A 19,167-nucleotide genomic window follows, 5' to 3' on the forward strand; every position below is an offset into this window, starting at 1 on the left:
AGAATGTTCGATAATTTCTATGGTTTCACCGGGCGTCCGTTTCAGCTCACCCCGGACCCGGCGTTTTATTTCGAGAGCCTGACCCATCGCAAGGCGCTGTCCTATCTGGGCTATGGCCTGGCGCAGGGCGAGGGCTTCATCGTCATCACCGGCGAGGTGGGTGCGGGCAAATCGACGCTGGTGGCGCATCTGATGGCCACGATCGACCGCAACCGCCTGACTGCCGCGCAGATCGTCACCAGCCGTCTGGACAGCGGCGAGCTGGTGCATGTTGTGGCGCAGGCCTTCGGGCTGAGCGTGCCGGGGCAGGACAAGGCCAGCGCGCTGGGCGCGATCGAGAAATTCCTGCATGACGAGGCGCGCGCGGGGCGCCGCTGCCTGCTGGTGGTGGACGAATCGCAGAACCTTGCTCTGGGCGCGCTCGAAGAATTGCGGATGCTCTCGAACTTCCAGCTTGGCAGCCATCCGCTGCTCCAGATTCTGCTGCTGGGCCAGCCCGAATTCCGTGAAAGCCTGCAGGGCCACCCCGGCCTTGAGCAATTGCGCCAGCGCGTGATCGCGGCCCATCACCTCGACGCGATGGAGCCGGGCGAAATGGAGCCCTACATCATGCACCGGCTGCGTCTGGTGGGGTGGAACGGCAATCCGACCTTCGATGCGCGCGTCTTTGACGAGCTTTACACCGCAACGGCCGGTGTGCCCCGCCGGATCAACCAGATCGTCAACCGCCTGCTGATCCTTGGCGCAGTCGAACAGCGCCAGCATCTTGACGGCGTGATGCTGGCGCAGGTGCTGGCCGAGCTGACGGCCGATGGCGGTCTGCAGATCGCCCCCGCGCCCAGCCAGCCCACGCCCGCCACCGCCGCCGCGCAGGGTCTGACGCTGCCCACCACGCCGCAGCCCAATGCAGCGCAGGCCACCGCCCCGGCCCAATTCGCCGCCGAAGGGCTGACCCAGCTTCAGGCCGCTTTGGCCCAGCGCGACGGCCAGATTGCCGAGTTGCAGCAGGCCGTGATCGAACTGGCCAATCAGGGCGACACATCGGGGCTGGAAGGCGCGGATGCCGCCCACAAGGCCGCCATCGAGGTGATGCAGGAACGTCTGGCCAAGCTGGAAAGCCGGTTGATCGAGCAGGACCGCACGATCCGCCACACGCTGACCATGCTGATTGAATGGATCGAGCGCGACGAGGCGCAGCGCGTCGCCGCCTGATCCACTGCGCAAGATTTCATCAGGGCCGGGAGACAGATGTATGGTGGCCGAGATGCCGCTGGTAAAGGGGCCTGCCAAGACCGGGCTGCTCAACGGCTTTTCGGTCGATGTTGAGGATTGGTTTCAGGTCGGCGCTTTTGAAAAGGTGATCGACCCGGCCGATTGGGACAGTCTGGCCTGCCGGGTCGATGTGAACACCAACCGCCTGCTCGATATGTGCGCGGAACTGGGGGTCAAGGCCACGTTCTTCACGCTGGGTTGGGTGGCCGCGCGCCACCCGGCGCTGATGCGGCGGATTGTGGAGCAGGGGCATGAACTGGCCAGCCATGGCTGGGCCCACGCCCGCGTTTTCACGATGGATGCCGCCGGTTTTGCCCGCGACATCGGCGATGCGCGCAAGGCGCTGGAGGATGCCTCGGGCGCGCGGGTCATCGGCTATCGCGCGCCCAGCTTCTCCATCGACACCCGCACCCCATGGGCGCATGAAATCCTTGGAGAACAAGGCTATCTCTATTCCAGCAGCGTGGCCCCCATCGCCCATGACCATTATGGCTGGCGCGAGGCACCGCGTTTCGCGTTCCGCCCGGTGGCCGGGGCCGATCTGATCGAAATCCCCGTCACGACCGTCGAGGCGATGGGGCGGCGCATGGCGGCGGGCGGCGGCGGTTTCTTCCGCGTGCTGCCCTATGCCTTCAGCCAATGGGCGATGCGCCGCGTCAATACCCAGGACGAGCGCCCGATCATCTTCTACTTCCACCCCTGGGAAGTCGACACACAGCAACCGCGTGTTGCCAATGCTCCGCTGAAAAGTCGTCTGCGTCATTATACAAATATTGACGGGATGGAGACTAAACTACGGCGAATGCTCAAAGAATTCGCATGGGGGCGTATGGATAACGTGGCGGCAACCGAGGTTTTACGCTTGGTGGAGTTCAAGCGGTGAACGCGCCTTTTCGCCTTGATATGGACCTGCGCGTGGGGCTGGCCGATCTGGGCGACCCGGACGTGGCGCGCTCGATTGAGGCCTTCGTGGCCGCCCATTCCGAGGCGACGCCTTTCCATCGCCCTGTCTGGCTGCGCGCGGTGGCGCGCGGAACGGGCAATGAGGCGCTGGCGCTGGTGCTGACCCGCTGCGGCGTGGTCGAGGGTTATCTGCCGCTGACGCAGGTGCATTCACCGATCTTTGGCCGGGTGCTGGCGTCGAGCGGCTTTGCTGTGGGCGGGGGCGTGCTGGTCGCGCCCGAGGTTGATCCCGCGCCCTTGTTTGCGGCCGTTGAGGAACTGGCGCTGCGCCAGTCCACCCCCAGCGTTGAATTGCGTGGCGGGCCTTTGCCCGATGGGCGCGAAGGCTGGGCGATCAAGCGCGAAAGCCATTGCGGCTTCATCCGCCCGCTGGCCGAGAGCGACGAGGCCGAATTGACCGCCATCCCGCGCAAACAGCGCGCCGAGGTGCGCAAGAGCCTTGCCGGTGATTTGACCGTGGAAACCGGCACCGGCCCGGCGGATCGCGCCGCCCATTACGCCACCTATGCGCAAAGCGTGCGCAATCTGGGCACGCCGGTGTTTCCGCGCGCGCTCTTCGATGCGGTGCTGGACCTGTTTGGCGATGATGCCGATATTCTGACCATCCGTAACGATGGCGCCCCGGTGGCCAGTGTGCTGTCGCTCTATCACAATGGCGCGGTCATGCCCTATTGGGGCGGGGGCACGTGGGATGCGCGGCGGCTGCGCGCCAATGACCGCATGTATTACGAACTGATGCTGCACGCCCGCCGCCGGGGATGCACCCATTTCGATTTCGGGCGCAGCAAGACGGGCAGCGGCGCCTATGATTTCAAGCGCAACTGGGGCTTTGAGCCACAGCCGCTTTCCTATGGCGTATGGACCGCGCCGGGCGCGCCCAAGCGCGATGCCGATCCCACCAGCGCGACCTATTCGCGCCGGATCGACCTGTGGAAGAAGCTGCCCTTGCCGGTGGCCAATCTGATCGGGCCGTGGATCGCCCGTGGGCTGGGATAGGGGGCTGGGATGAGCACGGAAATCCTGTTTCTTTCGCATCGGATTCCTTTCCCGCCCAACCGGGGCGACAAGATCCGCTCGCATCATATCCTGCGCCGTCTGGCGCGGATGGCGCCGGTGCATGTGGGCTGTTTTGCCGACGATCATGCCGATCTGGCCGAAGAGGTGGAACTGGCCTCGCTGTCCCATTCCTATCGGCTGGTGCGCCGGTCAAAGCCTCTGGTGCTGGCCGGATTTCAGGCGTTGAAGCAGGGCAAGCCGATCAGCCTGACCGCGTTTCGCGACGATAGCATGGCGCGCTATGTCCGCGACATGCTGGCCAGCGGGCGGATCGGCACGATCTATGTCTTTTCTAGCCAGATGGGCCAATATGTGCCCGATGATTTCGCGGGCCGCGTCATCATGGATTTTGTCGATGTCGATTCGGCCAAATTCGACGCCTATGCGGCCAAGTCGCGCGGGCCGATGGGCTGGGTCCATGGCCGCGAGGGGCGACTGCTGGCCGCCGAGGAGGCGCGCCTTGCCCTGCGCGCCGATTACAATCTGCTGATCAGCCGGGCCGAGGCGGACCTGTTTGCACAGAGGCTGGGCGCGCTGGCGCGTCAGGTGCGGATCGAGGTGTTGGGCAATGGCATCGATTCGGAATATTTCGATCCTTTGGGCGTCGGACCGGAATGCCAGATGGCCTCTGTGCCGGGCCCGCGCCTGATCTTTACCGGCCAGATGGATTATCAGCCCAATGTCGCCGCCGTGATCCGCGTGGCGCGCCAGATCCTGCCGCAGGTGCGCCGTCGCCACCCGGACGCCAGTTTCCACATCGTGGGCCGCAATCCGACCGATGCGGTCAAGGCGCTGGACAATCTGGCGGGCGTCTATGTCTGGGGCCGGGTGGATGACATTCGCCCCTGGCTCAAGGCGGCGGATATGGCGCTGGTGCCGCTCGACATCGCGCGCGGGGTTCAGAACAAGGTGCTTGAGGCCATGGCGATGGAATTGCCGGTGGTGCTGACCTCTGCGGCGGCTAATGGCATTAACGCGGTGGCGGGGCACCATTTTGCCGTGGCCGACAGCGACGAAGGGCTGGTGGGACTGGTCAACGGTCTGGCCGACAGGCCGCATGCGGGCAAGGCGATGGGCATCGACGCGCGCCGCCTCGTGGTCGAACGGGCCAGTTGGCAAAGCACGCTGGCGCCGCTGGCCGATATGCTTTCGGCCCCGGTGCGCAAGTGGCGCGATGCGGCGTGAGCCTTAGCCTGTCTGAACAGGGCCGCTCGGGTTGGGCGGTGGATCAGGCATGGCGCAGGGCGTTGGCAAGGCTGGCGCTGGTCTGGGGTGGGCTGATTGCGCTGTTCTGGCGCGACTGGGCCGCGATGGGGCATCAGTGGTGGGATTCCTCTACCTATAATCACATTCTGATGGTGCCGGCCATTTTGGGCTGGCTGGTGGCGCAAAGGCTGCCTGATCTGTTTGCCTTGCCGGTGGGCCTGTGGCGGGGCGGGCTGGGGCTGATGGGGGGGGCGCTGCTGCTCTGGGCGCTGGGCGCGTTGGCCAGTGTGGCGCAGATCACCCAGATCGCGGCGGTGGCGATGCTGATGGCGGCGGTGCCTTTGGTGCTGGGGCCGAGGGCGGCGCTCGGGCTGTTGTTTCCGCTGGCCTATATGGGCTTTCTGGTGCCGTTTGGCGATGAGGCCATTCCGCTGCTCCAGACGATTACCGCCAAGATCACCATCGCGCTTGTCCATATCAGCGGCATTCCGGCGCGGATCGACGGCGTGTTCATCGCCACGCCTGCGGGCCTGTTCGAGGTGGCCGAGGCCTGTTCGGGGGTGAAGTTCCTGATCGCCATGATCGCCTTTGGCGCGCTGGCGGCGCATGTGTGCTTCATCTCGTGGCGGCGGCGGGCGGCGTTCATGGCGCTGTGCATCGCTGTGCCGATTCTGGCCAATGGCGTGCGGGCGTGGGGCACGGTCTATGTCGCGCAATATTACGGCGCGGTCGTGGCGGGCGGGGTCGATCATATCATTTATGGCTGGTTTTTCTTTGCGGCCGTGATTGCCGGAGTGATCGCGCTGGGCTGGCGGTTTTTCGACCGGGCGGCGGGGGCGCCGATGCTGGACGTGGGCGCGGTGATGGCGCTGCGTTTGCCTGGGGGGCGGGGGATGTCGGTGGGGGCGTGCTTTGGCGCGCTGGCGGTGATGGTGCTGGCGGCACAGGGCTGGGTGATGGCGGCGGATCGTTTGGCCGCGCCTATGCCCGCGCGTATTGCCTTGCCCGAGGTGGCGGGCTGGCACCGGGTCGATTATGCACCGCGCCATGCGTGGGAGCCGCGCGCGGGCGGGGCCGATCATCGCCTGCTGGGCCGCTATGCCGATGCGCAGGGTCATGAGGTGGACGTGTTCTTCGCGCTCTACGCCTCGCAGGGGCCGGGCAAAAAAGCGGGCGGCTTTGGCGAAGGGGCGCTGCGCCCCGAAACCGGATGGTCGTGGCAGGCGCCGGGGCCGGATGTGCCGGGTGCCCACAGCGACCGCCTGCTGGCCGGTGGCCCGACCGAGAGGCTGGCGGAGACGAGTTACAAGACCGGCGATCTGGTGACGGGCAGCAATGCACGGCTGAAACTGGCCAATATCATGGACCGGCTGCTGCTGCGCCGCCGCGCGACAATGCTGCTGATCCTCTCGGCCGAGGAGGGCGGGGCGTTTCGCGCCGCCGATTCGCTGGCTGCGTTCCGGGCCAGCGTCGGGCCGATCGGCGGCTGGATGGACGCGGCGGCCAAGGGTTTGTAAGGGGTTCTCATATGTGTGGTTTTGCCGGAATCTTTCACCTTGAGACCCCCAAGCCGGTTGATCCGGCGCGGGTCGAGCGGATGTGCGACGCCATTGCCCATCGCGGGCCGGATGGCTTTGGCGTGTGGACGGCGCCGGGGATCGGCATGGGCCATCGCCGCCTCTCGATCATCGACATTGCCGGTTCGCCCCAGCCGATGGCCAGCACCGATGGCCGCGCGATGCTGCTGTTCAACGGCGAGATCTATAATTACCGCGAATTGCGCGCCGAACTGGCGGCGCAGGGCGCGGTATTTCATACCGATGGCGACAGCGAGGTGATCCTTGCCGCCTATCAGCGCTGGGGCGCCGATTGCGTGTCGCGCCTGTCGGGCATGTTTGCCTTTGCCATCTATGACCTCGATCAGCGCTCGCTGCTGCTGGTGCGCGACCGATTGGGGGTCAAGCCGCTGTTTCTGGCCGAACTGTCGGATGGTAGTTTGATTTTCGGGTCGGAGTTGAAAGCGCTGATGTCGCATCCAGCGCTGCGGCGCGAGATCGACCCGCTGGCGGTCGAGGATTATCTGGCCTGGGGCTATGTGCCGGATCATCGCTCGATGCTGCGCGGCGTGGAGAAATTGCCCGCAGGCCATCTGATGATCCTGAAGCATGGCACCCCCAAACCGGCCCCGCGCCAATGGTGGGATGTCAGCTTTGCCGAGCGGCGCAAGGGCAGCGCGGCGGATCTGTCGGCTGAACTGATCCATCTGATGCGCGATGCCGTGACCAGCCGGATGGTGGCCGATGTGCCGCTGGGCGCGTTTCTGTCGGGCGGGGTCGATTCCTCCTCGGTGGTTGCCCTGATGGCCGAGGCGAGCCATTCGCCGGTCAAGACCTGCTCGATCGGGTTCGACGTCAAGGCGCTGGACGAAAGCGATTATGCGCGGCGGATCGCCGAGCAATTCGGCACCGATCATCAAAGCCGCATCGTCTCGCCCAATGACTTCGAGGCGGTCGATCATCTGACCGCTATGTTCGACGAACCCTTTGCCGATGCCAGCGCCCTGCCGACATGGCGTGTGTGCCAATTGGCGCGCGAGACGGTGACGGTGGCGCTCTCGGGCGACGGGGCGGACGAGGCTTTTGCCGGATACCGTCGCCATGTGTTTCAGCATGGTGAGGACCGGGTGAGGGGGATGCTCCCCGATGGACTGCGCCGGGGCCTGTTCGGCACACTGGGGGGGATTTACCCCAAGGCGGACTGGGCGCCGCGTCCCCTGCGGGCGAAAACCACGCTGCTCAACCTCGCGCGGTCCAGCGAGGAGGCCTATACGGACGCGATCAGCGTGACGGGGCCAGCCCTGCGCGACCGGCTCTATACCGAGGAATACCGGCGGTTGCGGGGCGATTACCGCGCGGAGCAGGCGTTTCTGGACTGTATGGCCCGCGCACCTGCGCGATCGGGGCTGGACCGGGCGCAATATGCCGATCTCAAATTCTGGTTGCCGGGTGACATCCTGACCAAGGTGGACCGGGCCAGCATGGCGGTCAGCCTTGAGGCACGCGAGCCTTTGCTCGACCACCGGCTGATCGAATTTGCCGCCGGGTTGCCCGAAGCGATGCGCGTCAAGGGCGGGCAGGGCAAATGGCTGCTCAAGGATTCGATGCGGCGCTATCTGCCCGATGACATCCTGTTTCGGCCCAAACAGGGATTCGTCACCCCCATCGCGCAATGGCTGCGCGGGCCTTTGGCGGGCGAAGCGCGAAAAATCGCTGCGCAGGCCAAAGACGGGGGTGGGGCCTTGGGCCGTTTGGGTTGGTTAAATCCCATTAACCTCAATGAAATCGCAGAAGCGCATATTTCCGGGGTTTCCGACCATTCGCGCCTCTTGTGGCAGTTGCTGATGCTCGACAGGTCGCTTGTCCATCTGGGAATTGCCTGATACGCTTTGCAATCGGCACAGGGATCAATCCGGGAAAATTGTCCCATTTTGATACATTGCGATGCAAAAAGTCTTTGCAATCCGTGGTTTAGCGTGCCTAAACTTTACCCGGTACTAGAGAGCGGAAATGACGCAATCGCGCGGCATTTTTCGTGATCGGAAAGGGTCGTGACGAGATGGACCGGATGACCGGTGAAATGGGAAATTTGCCTCCCTATGGGGACAAGGGGGGCAATCATGGCATCTTCTTTCCGCAAGAAGATGCTGCCCAGGCGGCCAGAAACCGGCTTGCCGTTCCCGATGCGCTGACCGATCTTGAACAGCTCGACGTCCTGTATGACGATGCGGCCGGGACGATCTGGACCTTTATGCGCCCCAACGGGCGGCCCAGCTTTACCCCGGCGTTGCTGCGCGATTTCGAAAACTGGCAGGACCTGATCGCGGCCAATTTCGGGCCTGACAAGATCCCCTTGCGCTATCTGGTGCTGGGCAGCCGGACGCCGGGCGTGTTCGGCTTTGGCGGCGATCTCGAGCTGTTTCAGGGCTTGATCCGGGCGCAGGACCGCGAAGGGCTGGCCGCCTATGGCCATCGCTGTGTGGCCATTCTGGACCGCAACCGGCGCGCGCTGGATCTGCCGATTGTCACGATCGGGCTGGTTCAGGGGCAGGCGCTGGGCGGCGGTTTCGAGGCTGTGCTGTCCTTCGATTATCTGGTGGCGGAAAAGGGCGCGAGTTTTGGCCTGCCTGAGGTGATGTTCGGCCTGTTTCCCGGCATGGGCGCCCATGCGATCCTGTCGCGCAAGCTGGGCACGGCGGCGGCGCAGCGCATCATTCTGTCCAACCGTACCTACACCGCGCAGGAAATGTATGATCTGGGCGTCGTCACGCATCTGGCCGAAAGGGGCGAGGGCGTGGCCTATGTGCATGATTTCATCGCCAAGAATCAGCGCCGCCATGGCGGGCTGGTGGCGGCGCAAAAGGCGATCCGGCGCGCCGCTCCGCTCGAACTGCAGGAATTGAACGATATCGTCGACCTGTGGGCCGAGGCCGCGCTGGGCCTGTCGGAAAGTGATCTCAAGCTGATGTCGCGTCTGGCCGGGGCGCAATCGCGCAACCATTCGGCCGTGGCATAAGGATCAAAGGGGGCGCTTTTACCGGGCGCCCCTTTATTCTTCCCGCCTTTATTCTTCGCCATGCCCCTTGGCCATGTAATCCTGGCTCTGCATTTCGGTCAGGCGGCTGATCGTACGGTCGAATTCAAAGCTGCCGGTGTCGGTGTCCTTGTCGCCCGCATCATAAAGCCGGTCGAGCGGCGCGTCCGCCGTCACGAACAATTTGACCTTATGCTCATAAAGCGCGTCGATCAGCGTGACGAAACGCGCCGCCTCGTTGCGCGTATCCTTGCCGAGCCGCGGGATGCCCACCAGAATCACCGTGTGATAGGCCCGCGCCACCGCCAGATAATCAGCCGCCCCGCGCGCATCGCCGCACAGCTTTTTAAAGCTGAACACCGCCACGCCCTTCAGGCTTTTGGGCACATGCAGGATGCGCCCGCCGCCCACATCCAGATCTGCCGAGGGCACATGGCGCGCATCCTCAGGCGGAAAGTCGGTCAGGCGGAAGAACACTTCGCGCACCCGCTCGGTCGCGGGCAGGCCAAGCGGACAATGCCAACTGCGGATACCGGCCAGACGCTCAAGCCGGTAATCGACCGGGCCATTGAGCGTCAGCACATCCAGTTCGTTCTCGATCAGCGCGATGAAGGGCAGGAAATGCTCGCGGTTGAGCCCATTCTTATACAGTTCAGACGGCGCACGATTGCTGGTGGTGACCAGCGTCAGATTGTGATCGTGGATGAGAGCGGTGAACAACCGGCTCATAATCATCGCATCGGCTGAATTGTTGACGACCATCTCGTCAAAGGCCAGCACGCGCAGCCCCTCGGCAATGCGCGCGGCGACCTGAGGGATCGGGTCGCCCGTTTCGCCCTGACGCACATCGCGCATGATCGCGTGGACTTCCTGCATAAAGGCATGGAAATGCACGCGCCGCTTTTCGGTGATGTTCAGCGTGTCGTGAAACAGGTCCATCAGCATGGACTTACCGCGCCCGACCCCGCCCCACATATAGACGCCGCGCGCGCGTACCGGCTTGCGCCCCAGCAAGCGGCCAAAGAACCCGCCGCCCGCAGGGGCCGCCTCCAGTTCCTGTTGCAGCCTGTTCAACCGTTCTGCGGCGGCCGCCTGTTCCCGATCGACGCGTAATTCATGGGTATGGATCAGCGCCCGATAGCGTTCGATCACAGTCGCAGGATTGGCCATCGTAGCGTCTTTGAACTCTCAATCGCAGGTGATGCGGGCCAGAATATCGCCATCGCCATCGACCCGCGTGGTCAAGGGCATCGAGCGATAGATACCGCCGTCACGCTTCATTTCCGGGCCGTTGCCCTGCCAGTGCAGTTTGCGGCCCGCGTCGGTCGTTTCCGCATAGGCGTAAAGCGGGATATCTTCAATCTGGGTCAGCTTCTCGCCGGTGGGCGCGCGCAGATAGGAGCTTTCGCGCGGGTTGAAATAATACCAGCCCTGATCGTGCAGCCCCTTGTGATCGGTATAATCCAGCAGGACGCGCAGCGGGCGCGGACAGGCGTTCTGGACAAAGATCTGACGCCGCGCCTGCGCAGAGGCTTGCTGCGCGCCGCCGACGATGGCGGCAAAAGCGATAAGGCTGGCAAGGGTGGTGCGGAGCATCGTATTTTCCCGAGGATCAAGCGCAGATTGCGATCATTTACGTGTCGCTAACCTATTCATACGGGGGGCATCAAGAGTTTGCGCGGAAATCGGATGCAAAAAAGCACCGCCGGGCGGGACCCGGGCGGTGCTTTTTGCGTTCGGGGCGTCGGCCTCAGACGTGGCGCTCGGCCTGCATCTTCTTGATTTCGGCAATGGCGCGGGCGGGCGAGAGGCCCTTGGGGCACACATTGGCGCAGTTCATGATCGTGTGGCAGCGATAGAGGCGGAACGGATCTTCCAGCTCGTCCAGACGCTCACCGGTGAATTCGTCGCGGCTGTCGGCCAGCCAGCGATAGGCCTGCAGCAGGATCGCCGGGCCGAGGAACTTGTCGCTGTTCCACCAGTAGCTCGGGCACGAGGTCGAGCAGCAGGCGCACAGGATGCACTCATACAGGCCGTCGAGCTTTTCGCGCTGTTCGGGGCTCTGCAGGCGCTCTTTGCCCGAAGGCGTGGTCGAAACGGTCTGCAGCCAGGGGCGAATCGAGGCATATTGCGCATAGAAATGCGTAAAGTCAGGAACGAGGTCCTTGATCACTTCCATATGCGGCAGCGGCGTGATGCGCACATTGCCCGAAAGGTCTTCGATCGCGGTGGTGCAGGCAAGGCCGTTGCGGCCGTTGATGTTCATCGCACAGGAACCGCAGATGCCTTCGCGGCACGAACGGCGGAAGGTCAGCGTCGAGTCCATCTCGTTCTTGATCTTGAGCAGCGCGTCCAGAACCATCGGACCGCATGCGTCGAGATCGATCTCGAACGTGTCATAGCGAGGGTTTTCGCCGCTGTCGGGATCATAGCGATACACGGTGAATTTCTTCACCTTGGTCGCGCCCTCTGCCTTATGGACGATGCCATTCTTGCTGATCTTGCTATTGGCGGGGAGGGAGAACTGGGCCATTTTCCGCTGCTTCCATCTCTGAACACGATTCTGTTAGGGGCGTACAGCCCCCGCTCCGTAGGGCGCGCATAGCCCCCTGCTTGCCCGCCTGTCTAGTGTCTTGTCGGGCAGGAGCAAGCAGAGATTTTTGCACTGCGGCGAAAGTCGCAGGTTTTGTGCCCGATCGGCCGCTGTCGCAGGCCTATGTAAAAAGCCGGGGAGCGCTGGGCTCCCCGGCTTGATACTCTGGCAAAGGCCCGAAGGCCGTCACCCTTTCAGAGGCTTATTCGCCAAAGGTACGCTGCCACCAGCCGCGACGGGGTGAAGCCGAAGCGTCATCCTCGGCCGCAGGGGCGGCTTCGGTCGGCGTCTCGACCGGGGCTGCCTCAACGGCAACCTCAGCCGGGGCGGCTTCGACAGGGGCTTCCACCGGCGCGGCATCGGCCTTCTTGCGGCGAACGCGCTTGGGCTTGGCCGGGGCCTCCTCGGCGGCCGGTTCGGCCGGAGCGGCCTCCACAACGGCTTCGACCGGTGCGGCATCGGCCTTCTTGCGGCGAACGCGTTTGGGCTTGGCCGGGGCTTCCTCAGCCGCAGGTTCGGCCGGAGCAGCTTCAGCCGGAGCGGCCTCCACAACGGCTTCGACCGGCGCGGCATCGGCCTTCTTGCGGCGGACGCGCTTGGGCTTGGCCGGGGCTTCCTCGGCCACAGGCTCAGCCGGAACAGCTTCCACCGGAGCGGCCTCGACCGGGGCGGCAACCGCTTCGATCACCGGCTCGGCGACAGCTTCGACCGCCGGAGCGGCATCGGCTTCGTCTTCGCCCGCTTCGGCCTGTTCCTCACTGGTGCCTTCTTCGCCTTCGCCACGGTTGCGGCTGCGGCGGCGCTTGCGACGGCGGCGCTTGCGCGGACCTTCCTCGCCCGCTTCGGCGCTTTCGGACTGTGCTTCGATGTCGCCCTCGGCTTCCTCGGCCTCGTCGCCTTCCTCGCCCTCAACCGGCTCGGCGCCTTCGTTCACGCCTTCCTCGGCGGTGCCATCCTCGCGGCGGTCGCGGCCACGGCCACGGCGACGCTTGCGGCGCTTACGGCGACCATCGGCGCTTTCGCCGCCGTTTTCGGCTTCGGCTTCCTCGGCCTCTTCCTCGATCTCGTCCTCAAAGTCCTCCTCGGGCAGGTCCTCGAGGTCTTCCTCCAGCACCAGCGGCTCGAACTTGGGCACGAATTCGTTGCGCGGACCCGACGAGACGACGCGCATCTTGGCGCCTTCGTTTTCGCCTTCGGGGATCACTTCGACCGAGACGCCATAGCGATGCTCGATCTCGCCCAGATCAATGCGCTTGGCATTGAGCAGGTAGATCGAGGCTTCCTGGCTGGCGAACAGGGTGATGATCGTGCCCTTGCCCTTGGCCGCCTCTTCCTCGATCAGGCGCAGCGCCGACAGGCCCGCAGACCCGGCGGTACGCACCAGACCCGTGCCGTCGCAATGCGGGCACGAACGGGTGGTGGCCTCCAGCACGCCCGTACGCAGGCGCTGGCGGCTCATTTCCATCAGGCCGAAGGACGAAATGCGGCCCACCTGGATGCGCGCACGGTCGTTCTTGAGCGCTTCCTTCATGGCCTTCTCGACCTTGCGGACGTTCGAGCCATATTCCATGTCGATGAAGTCGATGACGACCAGACCGGCCATATCGCGCAGGCGCAACTGGCGGGCGATTTCGCGCGCGGCCTCAAGGTTGGTGGCGACCGCCGTCTGCTCGATGCCATGCTCCTTGGTGGAACGGCCCGAGTTGATGTCGATCGAAACCAGCGCTTCGGTCGGGTTGATGACAATATAGCCGCCCGACTTCAACTGAACCACCGGATCATACATCGCGGTCAACTGATCCTCGGCGCCAAAGCGCTGGAACAGGGGGACCGGATCGGCATAATGCTTCACCCGGCGCGCATGGCTGGGCATCAGCAGCTTCATGAAATCACGCGCCGCGCGATAGCCATCGTCGCCCTCGACGATCACTTCCTCGATATCGCGGTTATAGATGTCGCGGATCGCGCGCTTGATCAGATCGCTGTCCGAATGGATCAGCGCGGGCGCGGCGGATTTCAGCGTGTTCTCGCGGATATCGTCCCACAGGCGGGCCAGATAGTCGAAGTCGCGCTTGATTTCGGTCTTGGTGCGCTGAAGGCCCGCCGTGCGCACGATGCAGCCCATGCTCTTGGGCAGGTCCATTTCGGCGATGATGGTCTTCAACCGCTTGCGGTCGGCAAAGCTGCTGATCTTGCGCGAAATCCCGCCGCCATGGCTGGAATTGGGCATCAGCACGCAATAGCGGCCCGCCAGGCTGAGATAGGTGGTGAGAGCCGCACCCTTGTTGCCGCGCTCTTCCTTCACGACCTGAACCAGCAGCACCTGACGGCGATGGATCACGTCCTGAATCTTGTAGCGGCGGCGCAGCGCCATGCGCTTGGCGCGCAGTTCTTCGGCTTCCTTGGCGTGGGTGGCGTTGCGCCCGCCCTGACGGCGCCCGCGACGGCCGCGACGTTCGCCGCCTTCTTCGCTTTCCGATGCTTCTTCGGCTTCATGATCGCCGTCGAAGCCGTCTTCGATATGACCGGCCTCGATCGTGGCCACGCTGCCCTTTTCGGACGTGTCCACCTCGATCAGCGAACCGGCGTCCTCGACGCTGCCGCCCGCGAAATCGTCGGCCAGACCTTCGCCCAGATCGTCGTCGCCGACGAAATCTTCCTCACCCTCGGCCACCGCGCGCAGGGCCGCTTCTTCCTCGGCATGGGCGGCCTCTTCGGCCAGCAATGCCTCGCGGTCTTCCTTGGGGATCTGGTAATAATCGGGGTGGATTTCGGAAAAGGCGAGGAAACCGTGGCGGTTGCCCCCGAAATCGACAAAAGCGGCCTGAAGCGACGGCTCGACGCGCGTCACCTTGGCCAGATAGATATTACCCTTGATCTGCTTGTGATCGGCAGAATCAAAGTCGAATTCTTCAATACGGTTGCCCTTGAGCACCGCCACCCGGGTTTCTTCCGAGTGGCGCGCATCGATCAGCATGCGCGTTGACATTATGATTTCTCCAGCCGCGCGCGGTCCGGGCTGTGCCCAGCGGCGAAAGGCCCGGCAATGGGGCGCGGCAATTGTTGTGGTGTTCGCGCGGCGTGGCATATGGCTTTGTTGGGGCCATGGCCGTCTGCGCGAGGATCGACAGACCTGGCGCGTTCATCGCGCGCCGGGCATGAGTGGAAAGGCCGGAGGCGCCATCAGGGCCGCCGGCGTTTTTCGTGTCTGCAAGGCAGGGGAGGCGCCGCGAAATGCTGCGCGCGGCGATGGCATGTTGCTTCATCGAAACGCAACCCATTGCTTCCGGAAAGGAAATCTCGGGTTGTTTTCTGGAATGCGACCAAATTGTCGTGAAGCGATCGGCCATCGACAAGTCTTCCGCCCACGCCGCAAAGCCGCCTTGCGGCTGCGGATTCTGGGACGGAACACAACTCATCATACCTGCATCAACCTGTACGTCCGGCCAGAAAACACGACCGGGGCCAAGGGCAGGTTTTATCGCGCTTCCCTTTTGCTTGGCCCGGCCATAATGGCGGGCGGCGATGCCTTGGGGTGGACACGCCTGCGTACCTGTCTGGTTTGTGCGGGCGGGCCCTGAAAAAGGCAGGGGCGCGGGGAATAGACTGCCCCCGGTCTTTCCCTGCTAGCACCCCTTGTCTTTCCGGGCAAGTTCCATGCGATGCGTGATTCTACCCTTTTTTTGGCGGCCCCCATGCGATTAACACCAACGCGTCGTTAACCCCATTGCGCCCATAAGGGGCAGCGCTTACCAAAGATTACGCTTTCGCCCCGATGGACCCCATAGCCCCACGCAATGCCCCAAGCCCCGTCCGATCCTGTTGCCGCACTCATGGATCTTTCCTTGCCGGATCACGGGCCGGGGCCGGATGAGGCGCCCCGGCGCGGGTTGGGGCTGGGCCTGCTGATCTTTGCGCTGTTCGCGCCGTTGCTTCTGCTGGTGGCAATGCTGCTGATGGACGGCTGGATGGGTGCGCCGGGTTTTACCCGCGATTATGTGGTGCGTTTTGATCTGCCTCCGGCGGGCGCATTGGCGGCCTTGCCCGAAATCGCCGGGCCCAGCGATCCTCGCAGCCCTTTGGTGGTGATTGACGCCGGGCATGGCGGGCATGATCCGGGCGCGCATGGCGAGCATCAGGCGGAAAAGGAGTTGACCCTCTCGCTGGCTCTGGCGCTGCGCCAGCGTTTGCTGGAGGTGGGCGGCATACGCGTGGCCATGACCCGGATGGATGATCGCTATCTGTTGCTGGAGGAGCGTTCGGACATTGCGCGGCGGATGAAGGCGGACCTGTTCATTTCGATCCACGCCGACAGCGCCGATACGCCCGGCGCCCATGGCGCGACCGTTTACACTTTGTCCGACCGGGGCAGCAGTCAGGAGGCCGAACACCTGGCCGCAGCGGAAAATCGCGCCGATACGGTCAACGGCGTGTCGCTGGCCAATACCAGCAGCTCGGTGTCGGCCATTCTGGTCGATCTTTCGCAGCGCCATGCGGCGGAAATGTCGACCAACCTTGCCCGGCTCATCCTGCGCGAGGGGCAGGGGGGCGAGAGCGGCGCGCGAATCGATTTCCGCGAACGCGCGCTGCAGTCGGCGGCCTTTGTCGTGCTCAAATCGCCCGATGTACCCTCGGTGCTGTATGAGGCGGGCTATATTTCCAATGCCGAGGATGCCGCGCGCCTTTCCTCGCCCGCCGGGCGGCGCGATTTCGCCCATGCCACGGCGCAGGCGATCCGCGTTTACTTTGCCCGCCAGCGTGAAACGCCAACACAGAGTGAAACGCCAACATCGAGCAAAACGCCGGCACAGCCCGAAACCCCCGGTGCGCTTGCAACACCTTAACCGCTGGCAAAACCCTGCCCGCCCATGCTAGGGGCGCAAGTCTATGGCGCCCAGCGATCCTTCCCAACCCGGTTCTGATCCGAACAATTCGCCCGATCAGAATGAAAACTCCCACCTGCGTATCCGCCGTCAGGCGGGTGGCGCATGGCGCCGGATGCTGGCGCGGCCATTGGCTTTTCTGGGGCCGATAACGGGGCGCTTTGGCGCATGGCTGCGCGCGCGCTGGCAAAGCGGGCGGCTGTTTCGCATCGGCGCGCTGGTGCTGGGGCTGGGCCTAGCTTTCTGGGTGCTGCTCTATGTGACGGTTCTGCGCACGCTGCCCTCGGCGGATACTTTGCTGACCTATCAGCCGCCGCTGCCCACGATGGTGCGCGGCAATGACGGCGGCATCGTCTATTCCTATGCCCGCGAGCGGCGCGTCCAATTGCGCTATGTCGATTTCCCCAAGCAATTGGTGAATGCGTTCCTCTCGGCCGAGGACAAGAACTTCTTCCATCACGGCGGGGTCGATTTCATCGGTCTGGGGCAGGCGGTGGTCGATTACGCGCTGAAATATGGCAGCGGTGAGCGCGCGCGCGGCGGCTCGACCATCACGCAGCAGGTGGCCAAGAACATCCTGATCGGCGATGAATATTCGGTCAGCCGCAAGCTCAAGGAAATGATCGTCGCCTTCCGCATCGAGGGCGTGCTGAACAAGCAGCAGATCCTTGAACTTTATCTCAACGAAATCCCGCTGGGCCGCCAGAGCTTTGGCGTGCAGGCCGCCGCGCGCGCCTATTTCGGCAAGGATGTGGACAAGCTGGAGCTGCATGAGGCGGCCTTCCTCGCCATCCTGCCCAAGGCGCCCGAAGTCTATGGCCGCGCCAAATTCGCCGACAAGGCCATCGCGCGCCGCAACTGGGTTCTGGACCAGATGGTCAAGAACGGCGCGGTCGATGCCGGTGCCGCCGCCAATGCCAAGGCGCAGCCGCTCGGCCTGATCCAGCGCCGGGTGGAAACCTATGATCCTTCGGTCGGCTATTTCGTCGAGGAAGTGCGCCGCCAGTTGATCGCCAAATATGGCGAGAATGCCGAGGACGGCCCCAACAGCGTCTACGCGGGCGGGCTGTGGGTGCGCACTTCGCTCGATTCCGAGCTTCAGAAGGCGGCGCAGGAATCCCTGCGTGGGGGCCTGCTGCGTTATTCGGCGGGCAAGGGATGGCATGGGCCGATCGCCCATATCGACCTCGACCCCGAACATTGGCAGAGCCAGTTGATCGGATTGAACAAGACGATTGCGTACAAGGACTGGCGTGTCGGCGTAGTCCTGCGCCGGGGCGGGAATGGCCAGATCGGCTTTACCGACGGCAGCACGGCGGCGCTGACGGGCCTGCTCGATCCGGTGCGGGTGGGCGATGTCGTGACCGCTGCGCCGGTTGGCGGCGGGGTCTATGGCCTGCGCCTGCTGCCCGGCGTCGGCGGCGGTATGATGGTGGAGCAGCCCGGCACGGGCCGCGTGCTGGCCGTGGCGGGCGGGTTTGACGATGGGCTCGACGCCTTCAACCGCGCCACGCAGGCCCAGCGCCAGCCCGGTTCGACCATCAAGCCCTTCGTCTATGCCACTGGCCTCGACAATGGCATGACACCCGCCAGCATGGTCGCGGACCAACCCTTCTGCGTCTATCAGGGCGCCAATCTGGGCGAAAAATGCTTCCGCAACTTTGACAGCCGGGGCATGGGCGGCATCCATACGATGCGCTGGGGCCTGGAACAGTCGCGCAACCTGATGACGGTTCACATCGCCAATGATGTGGGCATGGACAAGGTGGTCAAGACCTTTGCCAATATGGGCATCGGCAAATATCCGCCCTATTTCGGCTTTGCGCTGGGCGCGGGCGAAACCACCGTGGCCCAGATGGTCAATGCCTATTCGGCGCTGGCCTCGAACGGGGTCCAGCATGACCAGACCTTTGTGGACTTCATTCAGGATCGCAACGGCAAGGTCGTCTGGCGCGCGGATGAGCGGGCCTGCAATGGCTGCAACATGCCCGATTGGGATGGCAAGCCGATGCCGCGTTTTGCCCCGCGCGGGCATCAGGTGATGGATGCGCGCACAGCCTATCAGACCGTCCATATGCTCGAAGGCGTGGTCCAGCGCGGCACGGCGGTGACGCTGCGCGATCTGGGCCTGCCGCTGTTTGGCAAGACGGGCACGACCACCGGGCCGACCAATGTGTGGTTTGTGGGCGGGTCGCCCAAGATCGTCGGCGGCGTCTATATCGGCTATGATCAGCCCAAATCGCTGGGCGGCTATGCGCAAGGGGGGACCTATGCCGCGCCGATCTTCAAGCAATTCGTGCAATTGACGAAAACGCGCTGGGATCACACGCCCTTTGTCGCGCCGCCGGGCATCCGCATGATGAAGATCAGCCGCGCCACCGGTCAGCGCGTGTTCGGCGGCACGCCGGGCGATGATCCCAAGGCGGAAGTCATCTGGGAGGCCTTCAAGCCCGAGACCGAGCCGCAGCGCGTGGGCCGTCAGGAACAGGTCGCGGCCAAGCGCAGCGAATTGCTCGACGCGATCCGGCGCGGGTTTGATGCTCTGGGCGGGCGCGTGTTCCAGCGCGGCGATGGCGAGGATATGGTGGTCGAGCAGTAAGCCCG

At 64.2% G+C, this 19,167-nt stretch carries 14 protein-coding genes; 9 read left to right on the forward strand and 5 right to left on the reverse strand.

The features are described 5' to 3' along the window. The first annotated feature begins 3 nt into the window (after positions 1 to 3). The 7 genes from FHW92_RS06065 (at position 4) to FHW92_RS06095 (ending at position 9,069) form a co-directional block, all read left to right on the forward strand. The gene (locus FHW92_RS06065; protein WP_168602368.1) at positions 4 to 1,212 is read left to right on the forward strand and encodes an XrtA/PEP-CTERM system-associated ATPase; all 1,209 of its coding nucleotides are present in this window, start codon (positions 4 to 6) and stop codon (positions 1,210 to 1,212) included. Positions 1,213 to 1,252: 40 nt separating this feature from the next. Beyond that, positions 1,253 to 2,155 carry an XrtA system polysaccharide deacetylase gene (locus FHW92_RS06070; protein WP_246869974.1) on the forward strand — a complete coding sequence of 301 codons (903 nt, stop codon included), beginning with the start codon at positions 1,253 to 1,255 and terminating at the stop codon, positions 2,153 to 2,155. A 20-nt stretch (positions 2,156 to 2,175) separates the two neighbouring features. After that, positions 2,176 to 3,231, forward strand: a complete 1,056-nt coding sequence (locus FHW92_RS06075) for a FemAB family XrtA/PEP-CTERM system-associated protein (RefSeq protein ID WP_168602863.1) — start codon at positions 2,176 to 2,178, stop codon at positions 3,229 to 3,231. 9 nt (positions 3,232 to 3,240) lie between these two features. Beyond that, on the forward strand, positions 3,241 to 4,476 hold the full coding sequence (locus FHW92_RS06080; RefSeq protein WP_168602369.1) for a TIGR03087 family PEP-CTERM/XrtA system glycosyltransferase: 1,236 nt from the start codon (positions 3,241 to 3,243) through the stop codon (positions 4,474 to 4,476). After that, on the forward strand, positions 4,473 to 6,014 hold the full coding sequence (gene xrtA / locus FHW92_RS06085; protein WP_349237653.1) for an exosortase A: 1,542 nt from the start codon (positions 4,473 to 4,475) through the stop codon (positions 6,012 to 6,014). Before FHW92_RS06080 ends, xrtA begins: the two co-directional genes overlap by 4 nt. An 11-nt stretch (positions 6,015 to 6,025) precedes the next feature. Further along, a complete protein-coding gene (locus FHW92_RS06090; protein WP_168602370.1) occupies positions 6,026 to 7,936 on the forward strand; it encodes an XrtA/PEP-CTERM system amidotransferase in 1,911 nt (636 codons plus the stop codon). Between the two features lie 197 nt (positions 7,937 to 8,133). Continuing rightward, positions 8,134 to 9,069 (forward strand): crotonase/enoyl-CoA hydratase family protein, encoded by a 936-nt coding sequence (locus tag FHW92_RS06095; protein ID WP_168602371.1) that lies wholly within the window; start codon positions 8,134 to 8,136, stop codon positions 9,067 to 9,069. Positions 9,070 to 9,117: 48 nt separating this feature from the next. Here FHW92_RS06095 and zapE read toward each other — a convergent pair whose 3' ends face one another. From zapE to FHW92_RS06120, 5 genes are all read right to left on the reverse strand, one after another. Then, the gene (gene zapE, locus FHW92_RS06100) at positions 9,118 to 10,257 is read right to left on the reverse strand and encodes a cell division protein ZapE (RefSeq protein WP_168602372.1); all 1,140 of its coding nucleotides are present in this window, start codon (positions 10,255 to 10,257) and stop codon (positions 9,118 to 9,120) included. A gap of 18 nt (positions 10,258 to 10,275) precedes the next feature. Then, the gene (locus FHW92_RS06105; RefSeq protein WP_168602373.1) at positions 10,276 to 10,683 is read right to left on the reverse strand and encodes a hypothetical protein; all 408 of its coding nucleotides are present in this window, start codon (positions 10,681 to 10,683) and stop codon (positions 10,276 to 10,278) included. A gap of 154 nt (positions 10,684 to 10,837) precedes the next feature. Next, positions 10,838 to 11,620: a succinate dehydrogenase iron-sulfur subunit gene (locus tag FHW92_RS06110; protein WP_168602374.1), complete on the reverse strand. Its 783-nt coding sequence runs from the start codon at positions 11,618 to 11,620 to the stop codon at positions 10,838 to 10,840. 262 nt (positions 11,621 to 11,882) lie between these two features. After that, complete coding sequence (locus FHW92_RS06115; RefSeq protein WP_168602375.1) at positions 11,883 to 14,669, reverse strand: ribonuclease E/G; 2,787 nt, start codon at positions 14,667 to 14,669, stop codon at positions 11,883 to 11,885. Continuing rightward, positions 14,593 to 15,102 carry a hypothetical protein gene (locus FHW92_RS06120; RefSeq protein ID WP_210428390.1) on the reverse strand — a complete coding sequence of 170 codons (510 nt, stop codon included), beginning with the start codon at positions 15,100 to 15,102 and terminating at the stop codon, positions 14,593 to 14,595. Before FHW92_RS06120 ends, FHW92_RS06115 begins: the two co-directional genes overlap by 77 nt. A 411-nt stretch (positions 15,103 to 15,513) precedes the next feature. On the opposite strand from FHW92_RS06120, the gene FHW92_RS06125 reads away from it, so the two are divergent. Both FHW92_RS06125 and FHW92_RS06130 read left to right on the forward strand, forming a co-directional pair. Further along, complete coding sequence (locus tag FHW92_RS06125) at positions 15,514 to 16,524, forward strand: N-acetylmuramoyl-L-alanine amidase (protein ID WP_168602377.1); 1,011 nt, start codon at positions 15,514 to 15,516, stop codon at positions 16,522 to 16,524. Between the two features lie 154 nt (positions 16,525 to 16,678). Further along, positions 16,679 to 19,162, forward strand: a complete 2,484-nt coding sequence (locus tag FHW92_RS06130; protein WP_168602865.1) for a transglycosylase domain-containing protein — start codon at positions 16,679 to 16,681, stop codon at positions 19,160 to 19,162. The last annotated feature ends 5 nt before the right edge of the window (positions 19,163 to 19,167 follow it).

Origin of the sequence: Novosphingobium sp. SG707 (assembly GCF_012275515.1) — a bacterium.
Lineage (GTDB): Bacteria > Pseudomonadota > Alphaproteobacteria > Sphingomonadales > Sphingomonadaceae > Novosphingobium.